Origin of the sequence: Treponema sp. UBA7567 (assembly GCF_002476655.1) — a bacterium.
Taxonomy (GTDB): Bacteria; Spirochaetota; Spirochaetia; order Treponematales; family Treponemataceae; genus Treponema_D.
The window spans coordinates 75,018-96,922 of the sequence record NZ_DLLH01000027.1 but is presented as its reverse complement, the minus strand read 5'-3'; the positions used below and the strand labels follow the sequence as shown (position 1 = coordinate 96,922).

General features: G+C 41.6%; 17 protein-coding genes. 9 read left to right on the top strand and 8 right to left on the bottom strand.

Translation table 11 applies throughout. The features are described 5' to 3' along the window. Window positions 1-18: 18 nt before the first annotated feature. On the bottom strand, window positions 19-876 hold the full coding sequence (locus B3Y13_RS03245; protein WP_296668381.1) for an aminotransferase class IV: 858 nt from the start codon (window positions 874-876) through the stop codon (window positions 19-21). Window positions 877-1,249: 373 nt separating this feature from the next. Between B3Y13_RS03245 and B3Y13_RS03240 the strand changes: the two genes are divergently transcribed. After that, window positions 1,250-3,190, top strand: coding sequence for an InlB B-repeat-containing protein (locus B3Y13_RS03240; protein ID WP_296692713.1), 1,941 nt, complete (start codon window positions 1,250-1,252; stop codon window positions 3,188-3,190). A gap of 238 nt (window positions 3,191-3,428) precedes the next feature. On the opposite strand, the gene proC is transcribed toward B3Y13_RS03240, so the two are convergent. Further along, window positions 3,429-4,220 (bottom strand): pyrroline-5-carboxylate reductase, encoded by a 792-nt coding sequence (gene proC / locus B3Y13_RS03235; RefSeq protein WP_296692712.1) that lies wholly within the window; start codon window positions 4,218-4,220, stop codon window positions 3,429-3,431. A gap of 11 nt (window positions 4,221-4,231) precedes the next feature. Beyond that, window positions 4,232-5,026, bottom strand: coding sequence for a glutamate 5-kinase (gene proB, locus B3Y13_RS03230; protein WP_296692709.1), 795 nt, complete (start codon window positions 5,024-5,026; stop codon window positions 4,232-4,234). 143 nt (window positions 5,027-5,169) lie between these two features. On the opposite strand from proB, the gene B3Y13_RS03225 reads away from it, so the two are divergent. The 4 genes from B3Y13_RS03225 to B3Y13_RS03210 all read left to right on the top strand — a co-directional run bounded on the left by B3Y13_RS03225 (window position 5,170) and on the right by B3Y13_RS03210 (window position 13,054). Next, window positions 5,170-9,195, top strand: coding sequence for a phosphoribosylformylglycinamidine synthase (locus tag B3Y13_RS03225; RefSeq protein ID WP_296692707.1), 4,026 nt, complete (start codon window positions 5,170-5,172; stop codon window positions 9,193-9,195). 224 nt (window positions 9,196-9,419) lie between these two features. After that, on the top strand, window positions 9,420-10,487 hold the full coding sequence (locus B3Y13_RS03220) for a hypothetical protein (RefSeq protein ID WP_296692705.1): 1,068 nt from the start codon (window positions 9,420-9,422) through the stop codon (window positions 10,485-10,487). A 3-nt stretch (window positions 10,488-10,490) separates the two neighbouring features. Next, complete coding sequence (locus B3Y13_RS03215; protein ID WP_296019360.1) at window positions 10,491-11,774, top strand: hemolysin family protein; 1,284 nt, start codon at window positions 10,491-10,493, stop codon at window positions 11,772-11,774. Continuing rightward, entirely contained in the window at window positions 11,774-13,054 is a 1,281-nt protein-coding gene (locus B3Y13_RS03210) for a hemolysin family protein (RefSeq protein ID WP_296692702.1), read from the top strand. The genes B3Y13_RS03215 and B3Y13_RS03210 overlap by 1 nt, the downstream gene beginning before the upstream one ends. A gap of 108 nt (window positions 13,055-13,162) precedes the next feature. On the opposite strand, the gene B3Y13_RS03205 is transcribed toward B3Y13_RS03210, so the two are convergent. The 3 genes from B3Y13_RS03205 to B3Y13_RS03195 all read right to left on the bottom strand — a co-directional run bounded on the left by B3Y13_RS03205 (window position 13,163) and on the right by B3Y13_RS03195 (window position 15,668). Then, window positions 13,163-13,804, bottom strand: coding sequence for an AAA family ATPase (locus B3Y13_RS03205; protein ID WP_296019354.1), 642 nt, complete (start codon window positions 13,802-13,804; stop codon window positions 13,163-13,165). Window positions 13,805-13,885: 81 nt separating this feature from the next. Then, window positions 13,886-14,914, bottom strand: a complete 1,029-nt coding sequence (locus B3Y13_RS03200) for an omptin family outer membrane protease (RefSeq protein WP_296692700.1) — start codon at window positions 14,912-14,914, stop codon at window positions 13,886-13,888. A gap of 1 nt (window position 14,915) precedes the next feature. Then, on the bottom strand, window positions 14,916-15,668 hold the full coding sequence (locus B3Y13_RS03195; protein WP_296669236.1) for an RluA family pseudouridine synthase: 753 nt from the start codon (window positions 15,666-15,668) through the stop codon (window positions 14,916-14,918). A 248-nt stretch (window positions 15,669-15,916) separates the two neighbouring features. Between B3Y13_RS03195 and fabV the strand changes: the two genes are divergently transcribed. The 4 genes from fabV to B3Y13_RS03175 all read left to right on the top strand — a co-directional run bounded on the left by fabV (window position 15,917) and on the right by B3Y13_RS03175 (window position 20,093). Beyond that, window positions 15,917-17,134: an enoyl-ACP reductase FabV gene (fabV, locus tag B3Y13_RS03190; protein ID WP_296692697.1), complete on the top strand. Its 1,218-nt coding sequence runs from the start codon at window positions 15,917-15,919 to the stop codon at window positions 17,132-17,134. A 540-nt stretch (window positions 17,135-17,674) separates the two neighbouring features. Then, on the top strand, window positions 17,675-18,988 hold the full coding sequence (locus tag B3Y13_RS03185; RefSeq protein ID WP_296669233.1) for a THUMP domain-containing class I SAM-dependent RNA methyltransferase: 1,314 nt from the start codon (window positions 17,675-17,677) through the stop codon (window positions 18,986-18,988). After that, window positions 18,988-19,596, top strand: coding sequence for a TetR/AcrR family transcriptional regulator (locus B3Y13_RS03180; RefSeq protein WP_296019342.1), 609 nt, complete (start codon window positions 18,988-18,990; stop codon window positions 19,594-19,596). Before B3Y13_RS03185 ends, B3Y13_RS03180 begins: the two co-directional genes overlap by 1 nt. Before the next feature lie 2 nt (window positions 19,597-19,598). After that, window positions 19,599-20,093 (top strand): YkgJ family cysteine cluster protein, encoded by a 495-nt coding sequence (locus B3Y13_RS03175; protein ID WP_296692694.1) that lies wholly within the window; start codon window positions 19,599-19,601, stop codon window positions 20,091-20,093. On the opposite strand, the gene B3Y13_RS03170 is transcribed toward B3Y13_RS03175, so the two are convergent. Next, window positions 20,084-20,650: an ANTAR domain-containing response regulator gene (locus B3Y13_RS03170; RefSeq protein ID WP_296019337.1), complete on the bottom strand. Its 567-nt coding sequence runs from the start codon at window positions 20,648-20,650 to the stop codon at window positions 20,084-20,086. The genes B3Y13_RS03175 and B3Y13_RS03170 overlap by 10 nt on opposite strands. Before the next feature lie 4 nt (window positions 20,651-20,654). Then, window positions 20,655-21,884, bottom strand: a complete 1,230-nt coding sequence (locus B3Y13_RS03165) for a glutamine synthetase family protein (protein WP_296692692.1) — start codon at window positions 21,882-21,884, stop codon at window positions 20,655-20,657. Window positions 21,885-21,905: the final 21 nt, after the last annotated feature.

The following is a 21,905-nucleotide window of genomic DNA, read 5'->3' as shown; positions in this document are numbered from 1 at the left end:
AAACAGCGTAATTAAAAATCAGATAATGTCGGCTTTATATCCAGTTTCCTTGTAAAAATCTTCAACAGCCTCAGTTTGAAGCTTTTTTAAAAGTTCAGGGTCCTTTCTTCCAACTGGTTTTCCGTCAATTTCGTAAGCCGGCAATCCCAAGGTTCCTGCCGAAGTGATGAAAACTTCGTCTGCGGCAAAAAGCTCATCTAGTGTAAAAGGACGCTCTTCATAAGGAACTCCTATTCTTTTGCAAATTTCAAGATAATGACGGCGGGTAACGCCTGGAAGAATAAGTTCATCCAATGGCGGAGTAATGAATTTTCCGTCTTTTAAAATATTTACGTTTGTATGCGCACATTCAGTAACACGCTCGCCACGATGAAAAACAACTTCCCTTGCGCCGCTTTCAAAAGCTCTTTGGCTTCCCATTACGCTTGGCAGGAGGTTCAAAGTTTTTATGTTGCAATGGAAAAAGCGAGTGTCTTCTTCTGTAATAAGTTTGCAAGGTTTTCTCAAATCAGTGAGTTTTGATTCAGAAATTGTGATTAGAAGATTCGGTTCAACATTAGGAAAAAGGTGGTTGCGCGGCGCAGTTCCACGGGTACATTCCCAGTAAACAAAACATACTCCGTCGCTATCCATGGCATCAATGCATTTTTGAAGTTCTGCGACCAGCTGCTCTTTTGATAATTTGAAAGGAATTCTTGTAAGACGCAAACTGTTAAAAAAACGCTCAATGTGATAATCAGTCTCAAAAATTTTGCGGTTTGCACAGTATGTCGCATCGTACACACCGTCGCCAAAAAACATTGCACGGTCCAAGAAAGGAACCGTCATCTCTTCCTGTAAGCCCATCTTTCCATTGTAATAACCTACGTTTTTCATGCTTTAGCCTCTTATATTTCGTGCATCGTGCACGTTGATAATAAAATTATTGCGTTTTTGTTTTTTTTTGGCAAGAATTTTTTATATTTTTTTATTGCTTTTTTACAATTTTTTTACTTTGAAAGATGAATTCATTTTGCCTTTATTTTGGAAAAAGCAGGCAGAATTTTATATATTCAATTAAAAAATTCTCGAATAAACTAAAAAAGAATGTTATTGAAGTTTACATTACAAATCTGGAGGAACAGAATGAAAAAATTAACTAGGCTTGCTGCAATTCTGGCAAGCACAGCAATCTTGTTTAGCGCAATAAGCTGCAAAAACGACGACAGTGGGGGGGGCGGAGAAGAAAGCGGATCGTCAATCGAAAAAAATGCGNNCAATTAACGAAAACGATACATCGAGCGGTTTTGTAAGTGCTTTTGCGGCGGATGGAACTACGGCAACAATTAACACTGCAAATGTAAGTGATTATTTGGGTTCGGGATATTTGGATAATCCTGGAAAAGTAGTTTATTCGGTTAATTCTGAAAAGGAGCAGGATGTTAAGATTCAGATTCGTTATGCTCATTGGGGCTGGTCATATCAGATTAAGGCGGCTTATGTTCAGATTAATGGCGAAAACTGTGATGACGATGACGAAATTCTTTATGGCAATTGGACTGGAAAATCTCTTTCATTGTCAAACACAATCACTGTTTCGTTAAAAGCTGGCGACAACCAAATTTGTCTTTTGCCAGTTCCAAAGGGAAAGGAACTTCCAAAATATGATGAAACAAAAGGTTTTGGTGTAAAATATCCGAACGGCGAACAGGATGAGGCGAGTGCTGAAGCGGCGGCAGGAAACACCGTTGCTGGAAAATATCTTTCAGATGGAATGATTCCAAATCTTGACTATATTTCTATTACTGGAAACGGAATTAAAAATGGAAGTGGTCAGTCTGCAAATTATTATCAGATAAAAACTTCTGTAAATAATGAAGCCTATGGTTCAATTGAATTCTCGCCAGAGCAGGACAGTTATGTTGAAGGAACTGAAGTTACTGTAACTGCAACGCCAAAAGCAGGATATATTTTTGATTCTTGGTGCGGAACAAATATCGATACAACTGGAAGTTTTAAGGTAAAAGTTGATTCTGACAAAACGTTTAAGGCTAATTTTATTCCAGTTTCATTTGACAAGACTTCTGAACTTGCTGGACTTGAAGGTTATGCATCTGTTTGTGATGATTCTGGCTCAACTTATACAATTACTGGTGGATTTGGAGGAGATGAAATTACAATTTCTTCATATGCTGAATTGCTTTTAAACAAATCAAAAATTTCAGGAAATGAACCTGCAATTATCAAGATTTGTGAACGTATTTCTTCTGCAGAATGGCTTGGGACTGACGATTACAATAAAGAACTCTCATCATTGATTGCAAGAGGAAAAGAAGAGAATGAGGCAAAATTTATTCTCAAAAACAGAAGTTTCCATTTTGATGTTGGTTCAAACAAAACTCTGGTTGGCGAATCTGGAAAAGATTACGGATTTAAAAACATTAACGTAAAAATTTCTGGTTCAAATGTAATTGTTAAAAACTTGCATTTTGGCGATGTAATTGGCGAAGATTATTTTGGCGGTTCTGGAAACGATGCTATGAGCATTAAAGGCGGAGAACATGTTTGGATTGACCATTGTGAATTTAGTTCAAGTCTTACTCCTGTTGAAGTTGATGGAACTGCAATTGAGTTTTCTAAACACAACTTTGAAGTAGACCTTGAAGGCGAAAATTGTACAGAAGAAGAAAAATGGACAAAAGATTTCTATGATGGACTTTTGGATATTTCTGAAACAAGCCGTTTTATTTCTGTTTCCAACAGTTATTTCCACGATCATTGGAAAGCTTGTTTGTGCGGTGGTTCAAATGATAATGCTTCATCACAGCCGCAAGGTTCTCTTGTCCGTCTGACTATGTACAATAACTACTTTGAAAAAATTCATGCGCGTCAGCCATTGTTCAGATTTGGTAAAGCGCATATTTATTCAAGTTATCTGAAAGGTTTAGGAGATTCTTCTTCGGGAATTGAAGTTCGTGCAGAAAGCCGTGTTTATGTAGACAATGTTTATTTTGAAGATATTAACTCAAATAAAATCGTCGGTTGTTGGAATTCTTCAAAAGGTCTTGGAGCAGGAAAATGGACTGTAAAGGGGTGTGAGGGAGCGTCAATTTCTGGCGATGCAGGATTTACACCGCCTTATACTTGGACTAAAACTTCTGCTAGTGATTCTAAGACAAAATTGCCAACTTCCGCTGGAATTAGTAAATAATTTGCAGTAGGGCATAGAGCAGCGGCGATGGCGGGTTGGAACCTGCCGAAGCCGAAAACCGCAGACGCGCTGTTTGCGCGGCGAGGATTTAGAGCGTTAGCGAACTGCGGCACGCCCGACGGCAGCTTTGCTGCCGGACTGCCCTTATAAAAAAAAAGAACCCGGTTTTATTAAATTCCGTTTTTGGAATTTTTTAAGCCGGGTTTTGTGTTTTTATAGGACAATCTTCTGATAATTTTTATTTTTGCATTATTGAATCGATTGATTTTATGCAGGCGTTGCGAAGTCCGTTTTCTTCGAGGGCGGTTACTCCGCGGATTGTGCTTCCTGCCGGGCTGCACACGTTGTCTTTTAATACGGCTGGATGTTCGCCTGTCTGCAGCTGCAATTTTGCTGAGCCTAAAACTGTCTGGCTTACGAGTTTATATGCTGTTGCGCGCGGAATTCCGTATTTGACGGCGGCATCTGCGTAGGCTTCGATAAAAAGGTCTACAAATGCCGGTCCGCAGCCGCTTATTGCGCCTCCGATCCCCATTAAATTGTCTGGCAATTCTTCGACTGTGCCAAGATTTTCAAAAAGCTGCCAGATTTGCGCGCGTTCTTCTGGTTTGAGAGAATTTGTCTTTTCAAAAAGGAATACTCCTTCGCCAGCCATGGCCGGTGTGTTTGGCATGACAAACTGGATGCGCGGTTTTTCGGTGTAGGCTGAAAATATTTTTTCAAAAGCGTGAAAATTCCAGCCGAGCGCAATTGAAATGAGGGTTTTGTTTGCAAAATCACGTCCAACTTCCGAAATTACGTCTTCTATCTGGTATGGTTTGCAGGCCATAAAAATCGTGTCGGCTTTTAAAACGGCTTCTTTTAATGAGGAGCAGGGATTAAAGCCGTATTTTGCTGCGTTTTGCGCAAGTTTTTGTTGGTTTGGCGCGTAGGCAAATATGTTTTTTGGCTCGATTTTGCCGGATTTTATAAAGCCTCCGGTCAAAGCCTGCGCCATGTTTCCCATTCCGATAAATGCAATTTTTTCCATATTTTTCCTCTTTATTCTGCCAGGAAAAGGCTGCCTTTTTCTGTGCCGTCGTTGAGTTTATCCAGAATATTTTCTTTTCCGCCGTTTGCCAGCAGCATTGGAATTCCGTAGACTGTTGTTTTTTCTGCCGCCTGAATTTTTGTTTCGATTCCGCCTGTTCCAAAATTGTTTGTGCCGCCAATGTGAATTGTTTTTCGCAATTCTGGAATTGACTTTACGACTTCTACGAGTTTTGCGTTCTTGTTTACTTTTGGATTGTCTGTAAAAATTCCGTCGATGTCGCTAAAAAGAATTAGAAGGTCTGCGCTCCAAAGAATTGATGTGAGCGCCGCAAGGTTGTCGTTGTCGCCGATTGAAAATTCGAGCGTAGAAACGGAGTCGTTTTCGTTGATGATTGGAACAACGCCTTCGTCTGCAAGTGTAAAAAGCGTGTTGCGGATATTCAGTGAGCGGTTGTTGTCTTCAAAATCTTCTTTTGTCAAAAGAATCTGTCCGATGTGAAGTCCTTGTTCGTTGAACGCTTTGCGCCATTGAGCCATAAGTTCTACCTGACCGATTGCGCACAATGCCTGCCGAAAATGCAGGTCTTTTTTGCGTGCCCATTCTTTTAGTGTCGAAACCCCGGAAACCTGCGCTCCTGAAGAAACTATGACGAGTTGTTTTCCCTGATCGATTAAATTTTTGCACTGTTTTGCAAACGAAGCCATAAATTGCGTATTTTGTGTTCCATCCGGCAATGCAAGTGTGTTTGAACCGATTTTTATAACGATTTTGCGAGAAGATTTTATTGCGTCCTGAATATTCATAGCAGTATTTTAGTGAAAAGACAGGCTGTGGACAACAAGAAATTTTTGTGGTTATAAATTGAATTTGGAAAATGCGTTTTATTGAAGTTTTTACAATGCCGTTCGATGTTGAATTAAGAGGTTTTTCTCATTAAAATAGTAGAATGTTTCGTATTTATGTAGAACGCAAGCCTGGCTTTCAGAGTGAAGCTCAGAGCATTTTATCGGAGATCAATGGATTTTTGGGCATTTCCTCTGTAAAGGGAGTGCGTTACTTTAACCGCTACGACATTGAAAACACTTCGGAAGAAGTGTCTAAGATGGCCGCATCGAGAATTTTTTCTGAGCCTCAGAGCGACAGTGTGGCTTATGAAGAAGTTAAGATTGATGAAAAAGACACGGTTATTGTGTGGGAATATTTGCCTGGACAGTATGACCAGCGAGCTGATTCTGCCGAGCAGTGTCTTTCGCTTTTGCGCGAGTCTATGAAGAATTCTGCAAAAGTTTGCTCTCTTCCTCCGCGTGTTCGATGCGCAAAAATGGTTGTTTTGTCTGGAAGCATTGGTGCTGACGAGATTCAGAAAATTCAGCATTATCTTATAAATCCTGTTGACTCGCGTCTCACAGACTCAAAAATTCCTGAGACTTTGGAAATAAAAGCTGCCGAGCCGGGAGACGTTCCTGTTGTTGAAGGATTCAACAAGTTTGGCAAAAAAGAGCTTAGTGAATATATTTCAAAGATGGGTTTGGCGATGGACTTGCCTGACATCCAGTTCCTGCAGAAATATTTCAAGTCAATCGAGCGCGACCCGACCGAGACTGAAATCCGCGTTCTTGACACTTACTGGTCTGACCACTGCCGCCACACAACGTTCAACACAGTTCTTAAAGACATAAAAATCGACAAGGGTCCTTATGCCAAGCTTTTCAAGCAGTCTCTTGAAAACTACAAGGCTCTTCACACAGACCTTTACGCGAACCGCAAGGACAAGCCGCTCACTTTGATGGACATGGCGACAATCGGCGGAAAATATCTTCGAAAGCACGGAATGCTCGACGACATGGAAGTAAGCGAGGAAAACAACGCGTGCTCTATCTTCATCGATGTTCATTACACGACAGACAAGGACGGAAATCCTTATCCAGAGGGAAAAGACGAAGTTGAGCAGTGGCTTTTGCAGTTCAAAAACGAAACACACAACCACCCGACTGAAATCGAGCCTTTCGGAGGCGCGGCAACTTGTATCGGAGGCGCAATCAGAGATCCTCTTTCAGGAAGAAGCTGGGTTTACCAGTCAATGCGCGTTACAGGCGCCGGCGACCCGACAGTTCCGATGAGCGAGACTCTCCACGGAAAACTTCCTCAGCTTAAGCTCTGCCGCGAAGCTGCCCAGGGATTTTCTTCTTACGGGAACCAGATTGGATTGACAACAGGTCAGGTTACGGAATTCTATCATCCGGGATTTGTGGCAAAGAGAATGGAGCTTGGAGCTGTAATCGCGGCAAGCCCTTATTCAACTGTAATGCGCGAAACTCCAGAGGCAGGCGACATTATCATCTTGCTTGGGGGCGGAACAGGACGCGACGGAATCGGAGGAGCGACGGGCTCATCTAAAGTCCATACGGAAAAATCCGTAACAACTGCGGCTGCGGAAGTTCAGAAGGGAAACGCCGTTGAGGAAAGAAAAATTCAGCGTCTTTTCAGAAATCCGGAAGTAAGCCATATGATTCGCCGTTCAAACGACTTTGGCGCAGGCGGTGTTTCTGTTGCTGTGGGCGAGCTTGCCCCTGGACTCGACATCAATCTTGACGCTGTTCCGAAAAAATACGAAGGCTTGAACGGAACGGAGCTTGCAATTTCTGAAAGCCAGGAAAGAATGGCCGTTGTTGTTCGTGCCGGCGATGTTGAGAAATTCATAAAATTTTGCAACGATGAAAACTTAAATGCGGTTGTTGTCGCAACTGTTACTGATAAAAATAAGCTCACAATGAAGTGGCGCGGAAAGACGATTGTTGACATTGACCGCTCATTCTTGGACTCGGCTGGAGCTCCTCATTACGCAAATGCAGAAATCGAAAGTCCTGCTGAAAACAGAAAATCTCCTCTTGTCCAGCCGCTTGAAAGCGTAAAAAAAGCGCTCGGCGACTGCGCATCTGCGACAGGAGAAAGCGGCGAAAGCGAGCCTACAAAAGAGCAGATTAAAAACGCTTTTATCGCAAACATCTCAGACCTTGCATGCTGCTCTCAGCGCGGACTTCAGGAACGCTTTGACGGCTCAATCGGCTCTTCAACCGTACTGTTCCCGTTCGGCGGAAAATATCAGGGAACTCCAGAATGTGCGATGTCGGCAAAAATTCCAGTGGTTTCTCCACGCGAGACTTCAACTGTCAGCCTTATGTCTTACGGCTACGATCCGCGTGTTGCTGAATGGTCTCCGTGGCACGGCGCGCAGACTGCTGTTCTTTCATCTCTTGCAAAAATCACATGTATCGGCGGAAAAGCGACTACAAGCCGCATGAGCTATCAGGAATTCTTCGGACGCACAGTTGACGAGAAAACTTGGGGCTATCCGGCGGCGGCTTTGCTCGGCTCTGTTGATGCGCAAAAATCAATGGGCTGCGCTTCAATCGGCGGAAAAGACTCAATGTCTGGAACTTTCGAGCACATGAACGTTCCCCACACTCTCGTTTCTTTCGCAGTCGCTCACGATGAGGCAAAAAACGTTCAGTCAGGCTCATTCAAAAAATCTGGAAGTTATATTTATCTCGTTCAGGTTCCATATTCTGCTGAGCTTGCGCCAGACTGGGAAGTTTTCAAGAAGAATTCAGACGCGCTTTATGAGGCGAACAAAGCCGGAAAAATTCTTGCGATGTATCCGGTCGGAGCTGGCGGAATCGCAGAGGCAATCACAAAAATGGCTTTTGGAAACAAGATTGGTGTTCAGCTGACTGCAATTCCTTCAAGCGCTACTGCAATTGGATTCCATCGCAATGTAAATAATACGATTGCAGACTTGTTTACTCCGCTCTATGGTTCGATTATTGTAGAAACTGATGATGACAAATTCGAGAACAACGAATTTGTAAATACGACTGTAATTAGAATCGGAAATACTCAAAAAGATCCGGTTATCAGCGTTGCAATGGAAGGACTTAATCCTCTTCCTCTTACAGAAATTTCGCTTGATGAGCTTTACGGGGCTTGGGATAAAACTCTTGCAAAAGTATTCCCGCCAGTTTCTTCTGCAAAACCTGCTGAAAAACTTCCTGAATGGGCAGTTGAAAAGCACTCTTCTCTCGAAGAAGCCCGTGCAAAAGTTTCTGCCTTTACAGTTCTCGACAAGGCAAAAGCTAAGCCTCGCGTAATTGTTCCTGTTTTCCCGGGTACAAACTGCGAATATGACATGGCTCGTGCTTTTAATTTGGCTGGAGCAGATTCAAAAATCTTTGTTTTCCGCAACAGAACTTCAAAAGACTTGGAAGAATCTCTTGTTGGATTGCAAAAAGAAATTTCTGGCGCACAGATTGTTGCGTTTGCAGGCGGTTTCTCCGCTGGCGATGAACCTGACGGTTCAGGCAAATTTATTGCAAACGTTATTCGGGAGGCAAATATTGCGCAGGCAATTACAGACCATCTTGAAAAGAAGAATGGCTTGATTCTTGGAATTTGCAACGGTTTCCAGGCTTTGATTAAGACGGGACTTGTTCCTTTTGGAAAAATTGTTGAGCCGGCAGCCGAAAATCCGACACTTACTTACAATAATATTCACCGTCACATAAGCCGCGTTGTCAGAACGACAATGGTAAGCGCTTCTTCTCCATGGGCTTTGGACAAAACTGTTTTGGACACTCGCCCGCACTATGTTCCAGTAAGCCACGGTGAAGGACGTATTATTATGTCTGAAGAATTTGCAGAAAAAATGTTCAGAAACGGCCAGGTATTTACACAGTATTGTGACGAAAATGGAATTCCTGCTGTGAGTGAACCGGATAATCCAAACGGCTCAGCATTTGCAATCGAAGGCCTTACAAGTCCGGACGGACATGTTCTCGGAAAGATGGGACATTCTGAACGCACTGTTGGAATCGGTGGATTTAGCAATGATTTGATTAAAAATATTGCTGGTGAAGACGATGGATCTTCTTCTTGCCAGAATATTTTTGCTGCAGGTGTAAGATACTTTAATTAAGCCTTCGGTTTAGGGATTTTTGCGTGCAAGCACGCTGCGACTTTTGCTGACGCAAAACTCGTGATTATAGTGTGTGCTAAAGCACACGACCTAAGCCTTCGGCTTAGGGATTGGAGTGGTGGAAGTGGCTGCTTTGACAGCCACCGTAGGCGAATGCCGTAGCCACGGAAAGCCCGGCCCGCGCGAGCGGGAAAGCCCCAAATTTTAAAATTTAGGAATTTAAAATGAAAAAAAATTTGAAACTTTTTGCTGTTCTTTTGATGAGTTCGGTTATTTTTGCCGGATGTTCAAAAAAAGAAGAAACTCAGGCTCGCAAGCCTTCAGAAAATATTGACTCGTCGACTTGGGTTGACAATTTGATTGACGGAAAAGCCGCGGCTTCTAAAGAAAATAAAAAAATCTTCTTGCTTTTTTCGGGCGATGATCAGGATAAATCGAGCGCTGAGCTTAAAGAAAAGATTTTCAACCGCGACGGTTTTATTTCTGAAATGACAAAAAATTATGTTCTTGTTAATTTGGATTTTTCAAATTCGCTTTTTGACAAGGCTGCTGCTGAACCGACAGCTTCTGAAGAAGAAAAAGCCGAGGCTGCTAAACTTTGGGTCAAACTCGAAGAAAATATGCGCGATGCCGGACTTTACAATATTCAGGTAACTCCTTCTTATTATCTTTTGACAAAAGAAGGCTATGTAATTAAGCAGATGGTTTTTGAAAATAAACCTGAATCTGTTGAAGATTTTTTTGCCGGTTATAATCCGCTTGTTGAAGAAATTGCTGAATACGAAAACACGATTTCTGCGGCTCGTTCTGGAAAAACAGAAGACAGGCTGGCTGCAATCAACCGTCTTTTTGAAAAAACTGACCCTCAGTTGCGCTATCTGCTTGCTGATTTTTGCTCGGATTATATTAAGCTCGACAAAAAAAATTCGACTGGAATGGTTGGAAGCTATGTCGTTGCATTGGCAAATTCAAACGCTGTTCAGCATTATCTTGACCAGGATCCTCTGGCTGCAAGTGAAGAATTTGCAACGGCTGCAAAGAGCAAATTTTTGGAACCAGAGCAGAAACAGCAGTGTCTTTATACAGCGGCATACCTTTTTGCTTCGAGCGGAACGGACGACGCTGCAAAAGTTAAAGATTATTTGCAGAAAGCTTACGATGTGGCTCCGGATTCGGAATATGCAGAGTCAATTTTGAGCATGATGCGAATGATGGAAGAAAAATATGGTGAAAATGCAGAGCCTTCTGCAGACGCACATGCGCCGGAAGCTAAAGATTCTGCGGAGAATTAAAATATGGACGGCTACCCCTCGGATAATTTAATTATTCTTTTATTGGTTGCGATTACTTGCATTGTGCTTTCGTCGCTTTTTTCGGCTTCAGAAAGCGCATTTCTCGGACTCAACAAGCTTCGCGTTCATTTTTTGCGTGAAAAAGGTGATAAACGCGCTATTCGGGCTGGAAAACTGCTTGAACGCAAGGAAGAACTTTTAAATATGCTTTTGGTCGGAAACGAAATTGTAAATGTTACGCTGTCCGTTGTTTTAACTTCAATATTTTTAAAACTTTTTGGAGCGGCTGGTCTTGGAATTGCCACTTCAATTTCGACTGTTTTGCTTTTGATTTTTGGAGAAATTACCCCAAAAAGTTTGACTACGCGTTATCCAGAAAAATCGTCTTTTTTCTTGAGCCGGTTTGTCTGGTTTTTCTTTTATTTTTTGCGTCCTTTTGTAATAATTTTTACTTCAATTTCCAGACTTTTTTTGAAAATTTTTGGAATTTCCACCAAAAAGAAACAGGCGACTTTTACCGAAGAGGAAATCAAAACTTTTATTGATGTTGGCGGCGAAGAAGGTGTCCTTGAAAATGGCGAAAAAAATATGATGAACCGCGTTTTTAAGTTCACCGATTTGAATGCCACCGATATTATGGTTCCTCGTTGCGATGTAATTGGAATTGAAGCAAAGGCTTCTTACCGCGATATAATTCAACTTTCTGAACGAACGAGAATCAGCCGTTTTCCAGTTTATGCCGAAGACGGAATTGACAATATTCTTGGTGTGCTTTATGTAAAAGACTTGCTGTTTTTTAGAGGCGCAAAGGAAGATTTTTCTGTCGAGAAGCTGATGCGTCCTCCGCTTTTTATTCCTGGAACTACAAAAATGTCTTCGATTCAGGAGATGATGCGTAAAAATAAGCAAAGTTTTGCTGTTGTAATTGATGAATATTCTGGAACTGACGGAATTTTGACGACAGAAGACATTGAACGTGAAATTTTTGGTGCAATTGCGGACGATTTTCAAAAGGCAGGCGACTCGACTTCTGTCCATATAAAAAATCCTGACGACAATTTGCTCGATGGAAGCGCTCGGCTTATTGATTTGGCGGACGAACTCCACTTAAAGCTTGAGAGCCGCGACAACGAAACAATTGGCGGTTACATTTGCGAAGTTTTAGGACACATTCCTGTTCCCGGCGAATTTATTGAAGTGGGCGAATATCGTTTTGAAGTGAGCTCAATGGACAGGCTCAGAATTGCAAGCGTTCATTGCACAAGAATTCCTGGAGGCGAAGAATAATGAAAATTTTTGTCGAAATAATTCTTCCGATTCTTGCCGACATTTTGCTGGTTTTGATTGTTGCTTTTTTTGCTGCGAGCGAAACGGCTTTTTTGTCGATTACCCGTGTAACCTTGCATCAGATGATAAAAAAAGATGGCGATAAAAAAAATACGCCGGCCAAAAAAATTCAATTTTTAAAAAAAAATACAAACCGCCTTTTGTCGCTGATTTTGATTGGAATCAATTTTGTAACTTCTCTGGCTTCCGGTCTTGCCGCAATGATTGCGATTAAAATTGCAGGAAATTCAGGCTCGACCTATGCAACAATCATTATTTCGTTTGTTTTGATTGTTTTTGGAGAAATTATGCCAAAAACTGTCGCTGCTGTTTATCCAGTCCAGATGGCAAGTATTTTTGCTTCTCCGCTGATTTTTTTAGAAAAACTTTTGTTTCCGATTGTCTGGCTTTTTTCTAAAATTACAGATTTTATTACGGAAATTCTCACAAGTTTTATTCACGAAGGCCGGGAACTTATAACTGAAGACGAGTTAAAATCGCTGATTGCAGTTGGTGCAAACGAAGGAACTTTGGAAAACAGCGAAAAGCGAATGTTGTATAAAATTTTTGAATTTACGGATTTGAAAGTTCACGATATTATGCGCCATAAAAGTCAGGTTCAGTTTGTGCCGGAAAATGCCTCGTATGTTGAAATTGCCGACATTTTTGCAAAAACTGGCTATAGCCGGCTTCCTGTTTGCCGAGGTTCCTTTGAGGATGTTCTTGGTGTTCTTTATTACAAAAATGTGCTTTTGGCGGGAAGAGTTATAAAGGAATCTAAAAATCTGGCGGCAAGATGTATGCGTCCGGCGCTTTTTATTCCAGAAACGATTACAGCGACAGAGCTTTTGCAAAAATTTAGAAAGGAAAACATAAATTTTGCAGTTGCTGTTGACGAAAACGGTTCAAATATCGGAATTGTAACGATGGACGACATTATGCGCGCGGTTTTTGGACACAGCGTGCACGGAGAACAGTCAGATATTCCTCCAGAAACCTTGATAGTTCCTGTTACTTCAAAAGAATTTTTGGTTCCTGGCGATATGAAAATTGACGATGTAAATGAACTTTTAAAGCTTGAGCTTGTAAGCGATGATTACGACACTCTTGCCGGCTGGCTTTTGGAACAGTTTGATGCAATTCCGGAAGCAGGCGAAACAATTCGCCGTGACGGAGTTTTGTTCAAGGTAGAAGACCAAACCCGCCATCGGATTCAGAGCGTAAGAATCACATTCCCGTAATATTAAAAGATTTGCCGCAGATTCCTTGCAAAGGCGGTTTACAAAAAATCAATAAAATAGTGTAAATTCGTCTTTGCAAGGCAATGCGTTTTTTTTTGCAGTCGGCCTTTACTGGTGTTTTGCAATTTCCGAAATTATCCGGGCGGTTTCTTCGATTCCTGCTGTTGAACTGTTAATCATAATGTCGTAGTTTTTGCGGTCGCCCCATGTTGCTTCCGTAAAAGTGTTGTAATGATTTGCACGGCGTTTATCAATCTGCTGAATTGTCTTTTTTGCCGCCTGTTCCGGTTCTTTGTACAAGTCTTCGATTCTTTTGAGTTTTTCTTCCAGATTTCCGTAGATAAAAACATTTAAAAGAGATTTTGAATCAATTTCATCGCTTGCTTTAAGAATATAATCTGCGCAGCGTCCGACAATTACGCAGTTTTCTTTTTTTGCAAGGTCGAGAATAACTTTGCGTTCGGCATTAAAAACCTGGTCCGCAAGAGGAAGCATCTGAGTTCCGTTTATCGAAGCCGCGCCATTTGCTGTTCCAGAGTAGCTTGAGCCTAAAAGAAGATTGTATAAAAATCCTGAAGAAAGATTTTGTTCAGTTTTTTTTATAAAATCTGGAGAAAGTCCGCTTTCCTGAGCGGCCATGTCGATAATTTCCTTGTCGTAAAAATCATAACCCAAAGTTTCTGCAACGAGTTTTCCGATAAGTCTTCCGCCGGAACCGTATTCACGGCTGATTGTAATAATTTTTTTCATAAAAAGCCTCCGTAAAGACTGATTTTTGTTTTTTGTAGGCTTATTATATCACAAAAATGCAGAATTTTAGGAAGCTAATTTTTAGAAAAATTTATATTTAAATGAAAGGGAAATGTTAAAGCATTGTTGATTTGCGCCGCCTTCTGAATCTTCAAGCTCGTTATTTTTAGACCATCTTTGAGAATTGCTGGAATACGATTTTCCACGAAGAGTTTTCATATAAAGGTAGTCTGCGTTAAGACAGATTGATTTTTTTGAATCGATTTTATACTCGGTGTTGAAATTGCAATTAAAGAGGCTGCAAAAATCCGAAACAATGTCCAAAAAATAAAGATCTCTTAAATAATGGCAGTCGATTGATTCTGAATAGACAAACGGAGAAAATTTAAATCCTGCTCCGACAGAAAAATTTTTTGGAAGCTTGAAATCGATGCTGCCTCCGAGCCAAAAAATAAAATTCTGCCGTTTATAAGAAATTACGTCGCCAGAAAAATTGATTATTTCCCGGTTTGCTTCAGCTTCATCGTTCCAGGCCGCATAATAGCCGTCTATTGCGTTTCCATACCAGCCAGTTCCGTTTTTTGCCGTAAACTTAAATAACTGGTATTCAAACTCAAAAAACGGGCTTATCTTTGCGCTGATTTTTTTTAGCTCTGGAAGTTTGAACGAATAGCCGGTTTTTAAGCTTGCAGAAATGTCATAATCGATATAATTGTCGCTTTCCGAATAGCATGTTTTGTAATCGTGTCCAGAAGTTTTTGTCACCTCGCTTGGAGAATTATTGAGCCAGTCAGAATCTTTCATTGTTCCGCATTTTAGCGGGAACCCTGCCGTAAAGTCTGCTTCCAGAAAGACATTTTTATAGCTGCCGTTAAGTTTTAGCCCAGAATAGAATTCGTTTTTGATTTCCCAGTTTAATTCACTTAATTTGTCGCAATCGTAGTTCGACTCTTTTAAAAAGACATATTCGTTTACCTGGCCGTTTTTTATTCCAATCAGCGGTTCAACAGAAAGCGAAAAGTCTGTTTTTTTTATTTCGGCTGTGGCATAAACTGAGGCAAAAATCGAAAAAAAAGGAATTGCTAAAACTAACGGTAAAACTTTTTTCATTTTATTTTTGATTAAAAGGATCAACTCCAAAAATGCTTGCCAGCTGTTTGCGTGTTGCTTCCATGTCTTTTTGATAAGGCGCGGTAAAAGTCATGCGTTCGCCGGTTTTTGGGTGTTCGAGCGAAAGACTGTAGGCGTGAAGAGCCAGTCTGCTTAAAAGCGGACGTTCTGTTTCTGTGTCTCCGTTCCAGCGTTTTTTTATGTCGCTCAGGCGGACAGGTTTTTGGTTTCCAGAATAAAGAGGATCGCAGACGATAGAAAGTCCGATCGACTGCAAGTGAACGCGAATCTGGTGAGTTCTGCCGGTTTTTGGGCGGGCTTCAAGCCAGCTGTACGGTCCGCATATGCCGATTAGTTTAAAATCTGTGATGCTTGTTTTTCCAAAGCGCGAATTTATCGTTGTGCGGTGGCGCAAATCTCCATCTGGCAAAAGTTTTGAGTCTACGGTTTTTGTCTGCCAGAGCGGCCGCCCGTTTACAAGACAGTGATAGATTTTTTCGACAGTCCGGTTTTCAAACTGCATAGAAAGCGCGCGGTGTGAATCTGCATTTTTTGCGTAAATTACACAGCCGGAAGTGTCTTTGTCGATTCTGTGGACAGCATAAAGCCTGCCGAATTCTTTTTCAGCTTCGGAGTCTAAACGTGGAGCGTCTGGATCGTAGCGGTCTTGCGCAACTAAAAGTCCGGAACGTTTATTCAATACAATAATGTCGTCGTCGTTATAAATGACAGTGTAATTTGGCGTAATTTTCATAGAAAAATTGTAGCACAAAAAAAGAGTTGATAGAAGTTGAATTTGGACGGCACCGCATGGTCAAACCGGTGTTTCAGTGTTGTCATTCTAAAAAACGGGGTTTTTTAGAACGCCTTCGGCGCACTTGCACCCCGGCGTAGGTTTTGCCTAAAAAAAGCAAATTGACAAAAATGGAAAAAGTGTCATAATGGTAATAATTAGTATTTTGGCTCTCTATAATTTGAGGTGCCGATTTTTAGGGGAAAAAAATGGCTATTATTAAACCGATGATTCGTTCGAACATTTGTATCAATTCGCACCCGCTTGGATGTGCACAGGATACTAGAAATCAGATTGCCTATGCTGTTGCTCAGAAAGCAAAACGCGGAACAAAAACAGCCGCTGAAGGCGGTTATGCTCCAAAGAACGTTCTTGTTCTTGGTTGCTCCACAGGATATGGACTTGCGAGCCGTATTTCGGCGGCTTTTGAATATGGCGCAGACACAATCGGTGTTTCGTTTGAAAAAGAAGCTACAGAAACAAAAGCCGGAACTCCTGGTTTTTACAACAATATGACTTTTGACAAGGAAGCACAAAAGGCTGGCCTTAAATCAAAAACTTTCAATATGGACGCTTTTTCTGACGAATGTCGTCAGGCGGTAATTGACGAAGCAAAAAAACAGGGAATTAAATTCGACCTTATTATTTATTCTCTCGCTTCTCCAGTTCGCACAGATCCGGATACAAAGGTTATGTACCGCTCTGTAATCAAACCTATCGGTTCAACATTTACAGGTCCTGCGCTTGATATGATGACTGGAAAAATTGCTATTCAGGAAGTAAAGCCTGCCGAAGGCGATGACATTCCAAATACTGTAAAAGTAATGGGCGGCGAAGACTGGGAACGCTGGATTAAACAGTTAAAAGAAGCGGATGTTCTTGCTGACGGTGTACGCACACTTGCTTATTCTTACATTGGACCAAAATACAGCCATCCGATTTACCGCGACGGCACAATTGGCGAAGCAAAAAAAGACTTGGAAGCCCGCGCCCACAATATCGACAGCTCCCTCAAAGAATTGAACGGTGCCGCTTATGTTTCAGTAAACAAAGGCCTTGTAACCCGCTCTTCGGCAGTAATTCCAATTATCGCGCAGTATCTTGGAGTTTTGTTCAAGATTATGAAGGCAAAAGGAACACACGAAGGCTGTATCGAACAGATGGAACGTCTTTTTGCTGAGCGTCTTTACACAGCGGACAAGAAAGTTCCTGTAGATTCAGAAAACAGAATCCGCATAGATGACTGGGAACTTGATTCTGCAGTTCAGGCAGAAGTAGACAAGGCAATGCCAAATGTTACAGAAGAAACAGTAAACGAATACTGCGACATGGAAGGGCTCCGCCACGACTTCTTGATGATTAACGGTTTTGAAGTTCCAGGCGTTGACTATACCAAAGAAATCGCAAAAATGAACGAAATAGACTAGTCAAAAATTAAACAAAAGCTTTTTAATGATTAAAGACCTGCTTTTTTTAGGCGGGTCTTTTTTATTTTAGGAGCGCACCGCAATCACAAACCGGCTCTTCACGGTTCCGCTTACGCTCCATTCATGAACGCTTTGCGCCGTTCCGATCCGGGCTAAGTTTTTCCGCAATTACAGCATTTTTCTCTTCCTGTTCTAATAGGAAGATGAGTTTTGTTCTAAGCGGAAAGGACTTCCTGTTAGAGCAGGAATGAAATTCCGGCTAGAAGAGGAAGAAACATTGTCATAATCTAAGGCTGGCAGACACTTTCAATAGATTATCGGGCCAGCCCGATAATGACAGGGGGCGTCGCCGCATTAACGAGATTGTCTGAATTTAAGAAAAAGCTACCCCGGATGCGCAGGACGGCAGTCGACCGCAGGCTTTAGCCGAGGACGATGAGCGTGAGCGAATCCGTAGCAGCCGGATAAGACGATAAAATGTGGTTCTAAAAAAAATCTTTGGTTGTCCAAAATGACATTTTGTGCTAAAATGTCAAGATAATGAACACTTTAGTTGCTTTGTGCGCAATTGGCGCGGAAAAAATTCTTGGAAACGAAATTAAGCTCTTGGGTTACAGGCTTGCTGGAAATGCTCCTGGACGCGTTTTTTTTGAAGGCGATGATGACGCTCTTTTTAGGGCGAACCTTTGCCTGCGGACTGCCGACCGCGTTTATCTTTTAATGGCTCGCTACAAGGCTGAAGATTTTGATCAGCTTTTTGAAGGAGTTTATTCTGTAAACTGGCAGGATTTTTTTAAGAAAGATACAAAAGTTACGGTTGATAAAGTTCGTTCGTATAAATCAAGACTGAATTCTGAACATTCTGTGCAGGGAATGGTTCAAAAAGCGATTTATAAAAAACTCGGCGACAGATGGAATATGTCTTCTTTGCCGGAAACTGGCGAAAAAAGCGATGTCCGCGTTTATCTGGATAATGACGAAGCGTTGATTTTGCTGGATTTGAGCGGATTGCCTTTGCACAAGCGCGGCTATCGTACTGACGGCGGAATGGCTCCTTTGCGCGAAACTACTGCTGCCGTTCTTTTACAGATGAGCATGTGGAAGAGAAAAATTCCTTTCCACGATCCATTCTGCGGTTCGGGAACTTTGCCAATCGAAGCGACACTTTTTGCTTTTAACGTTGCGCCGGGTTTTGGCCGGAGATTTGCTTTGGAAAATCTTCCTATTTTTAACCGCGAACGTGCAATCGAAATAAAAAATGCTGAAGCGGCAAAAATCCGCACCGACGTTGAAGTTCGCATTACAGGAACGGACATTGACCCTTCTGCCGTTGAGCGGGCCCGTTTAAATGCTGAGCATGCCTGCGTAACTGCCGGCCGTGCGCTCAAGGCGATTGGTGTTGATGCCCATTTGTGGCGTCCTGATTTTCAGGTGAGCGATTTTAAGGACATTGAAGCTCCTTACGAAAACGGAATGATAATCTGCAATCCGCCGTATGGCGAGCGTCTTGGCGATGAGCGTCAGGCCGCGGAACTTTATTCAAGCATGAAAAGTCTTTTTGAAGATTTTAAAGGCTGGCAGATTGGCGTAATAACTGCGCACAAAGAGTTTCAGGAAAATGTTGGCCGCTATGCTACGACCTTAAAAAGCATAAAATCTGGAAACTTGGACACGATTTTCTATCTTTATAACGGAACAGAAAAAGAAAAAAAACGTGGTGTTCGTCCGGCGGATTTTAATTCAAACAGAAAAAAATCCGGAGAATGGAAAAAAGACAGTCCAAAAAAACAGAATGAAAAGCCTTTTGCTCCACGCGAACGCAAAAATGAAAATTCAGGCAAGGAATATTTTTAATGGCTATTGTTGTTGAACACGAAAAAAGAAAAAGGGAAATTCTCGAAAAAGCGATGGAACTTTTTTGCCGTGATGGGTATGAAGACGTTACTTTTCAAAAAATTGCGGATGCCTGCGGAATTACGCGCACAACGCTCTACATTTATTTTGGAAGCAAACACGAAATTTTCAATTTCAGCATAAAGCAGTTGTCTTCGGATCTGGAAGTAAAATTTTTAAAAATCATAAAAGACCATTCTATAACGGCGGAAGACTGTCTTCGAAAAATTACTTCGGATGCAATCGACGCCTGTGTCGAAAAAAAGACTCTGTTTGAAATCTTAGTTCCATATCTTACAGGGCTTTATAAAACCGGCGATAATGTTTATGAAAGGGTTCGCCGCCGTACAATCCGCATAAATCACCTTTTGAGCATGATGATTGTGCGCGGTCAAAAAAATGGCGAATTTAGAAAATTTAGCGTAAAAACTGCAAATGATTTAATTTTCGGCTTGATTATCGAATCAGTTTTTAAAATGGCGGTTCTTCACAATGCGGAAGTTGACAATATAAAGGCAAGTTTGAATCTTGCAATCGACGGACTTTTGGCAGACCGCCCGGAAAGCTAAAAATGACAGAAAATTCTCAAAAAAAAGAACCGTTTTATCTAAACGGACTGTATTTCGGATGCCAGCGATGCTCATTTTGCTGCGGACATTCTCCGGGATTTGTTTATCTTTCGGAGCGCGATTTAAAGGCCTTGTGTAGCTTTAAAAAACTGTCTGTAAAGGATTTTGTCGAACAGTATTGCCGATGGGCAGATTATTACTACGGAACTCAGGTTCTTGCCCTTAAAGAACAAAAAAATTACGACTGCATTTTGTGGAATAGCGGCTGTTCTTGCTACGAGGCGCGGCCTGTTCAGTGTTCGACCTGGCCGTTTTGGAGCTGGATGATTGAATCAAAAGAAAGTTGGGAAGACTGCGCTAAAGAATGTCCAGGAATGAATAAGGGACGGCTCTGGACTTTTGACGAAATTGAAGAAAACCGGCTTGCCTACGAAAAAAATGTTCCGATTCACAAAGAAGAAGTTTTAAAAATTATTGAAGAAGAATCTCAGCTGTAAGTTTTTATAATTTCATCTGCAACGGCAATCCGCTTCATGCTGCGGTCCATTGCCTGTTTTTCGAGAAAACGGTGGGCTTCCTGCTCTGACATTTCTTTGTTCTGCATTAAAAGCATTTTTGCGCGGTTTACAATGCGGATTTCTTCCATTTTCTCTTTGAGTTTGATTGTCTGGCTCGAAAGAACTTGAACCTTGTACTGAACGGCAATTGCAATTTTTATCATATTGTAAAAATAGAACTGGTCAAAAGGCGAAGTTATCGTAAGAATTCCGTAAGGCTCAACTCTGTAGCTCAGCTGGTCAAAAAATTGTGTCGGCGCAAGAAGCAGGATTGTGCTTGTGCAGGAAGAAATATCAACCGCAAAGTCGGTTCCTTCACCGTCAGAAAAATCGACAATTACAATGTTAAAAACCCGTTCGTTGCAAAGCCGGCGGGCTTCGTTAAAATCTTCTGCCAAAATTACATCGAACATTGGCGGAACAAGCATTGCGCTTATTAGAGTCGAAGTTTTTATGTCTTTTGTCACAACCAGAACGCTATGTATATCTGATGCCATAAGCTTAGAATTTTATGATTTGTTTAATAAATTCACTTTCTTCTGCAAGTTTTCGGGCTTCAGCCAAACTGAGAGGAATTGTCTTGTAATTTTTTGTCCGTTCTTCGTAGTCCTTTTTGTCTTCTGCATAAGACTGAAAAAGGTTTTCTTGAACAGCAGGCTCTGGAACGAGATTTTTTTTGATTCCGTCGAGAGCTGCGTAAATCAAAAGTGTAAATGCAAGGTAAATATTACATTCGCTGTCAGAAGACCGGATCTGGATTTTTCCGTTTGGATGCTTTGAAGGAACGCGGATTGCACAGGAACGGTTTTGAGTTCCCCAGCAGATAAATTTTGGCGCTTTTGACTGTCCGATTCTTGAATAAGACTCTTCGGAAGGATTTAAGAAATATGTAATTTCTGACAAGTGCGCAAGGATTCCTGCCATAATAGCAGGCATTTTTTCTTCTTTATTTGCCGAAATATTGATGTGCATGCCGTTTCCCGGATAAACAGAAAGCGGTTTTGGCGAAAAATCAGCGTAAAGACCGTTTGAAGCGGCCTTTGTGCGGACAATCCACTTAAAAGTCGAAGCATTGTCGGCAGCCGTTTCTGCATCGGAAGCGCGGAAATCAATTTCGTTTTGGCCAGGACCTTCTTCGTGATGGCTGAATTCTGGAGTAATTCCCATTTGCTCGAGGGTAAAATCGATTTCGCGCCGGATATTTTCGCCCTTGTCTTCTGGAGCAATATCCATGTATCCAGCGTTATCGAAAGGAATTTTTGTATTGCGGCCGTTTTCGTCGAGCTTAAAAAGGTAGAATTCAAATTCAGTGCCAAATTTAAATTCAATGCCAAATTCGTCCTTCGCCTTTTTGACAGCCTGTTTTAAAATATGGCGGCAGTCTTTTTCGTAAGGAGTTCCGTCAGGATATTTAATGTCGCAGAACATGCGGACAACTTTTCCAGTTGAAGGCCGCCACGGAATTACAGAAAGAGTAGCAGGGTCAGGATGCAAGAACAAATCCGAAGAATGGGCTTCCTGAAAACCAGGAATTGCCGAAGCGTCAAAAGAAATTCCTTCCTTAAAAGCGCGAGGCAGTTCGCCGGCCATAATCGAAACATTGCGCTGTTTTCCAGAAAGATCAAAATATGCAAGACGAATAAATTTTACATCTTCCTCATTCACGTAGTCGATAACTTCAGATTCCATATACATATCGAAAACTCCATCGTCAGATAAAAATACAGCCAAAAAAATTATAAAGGAATCAAT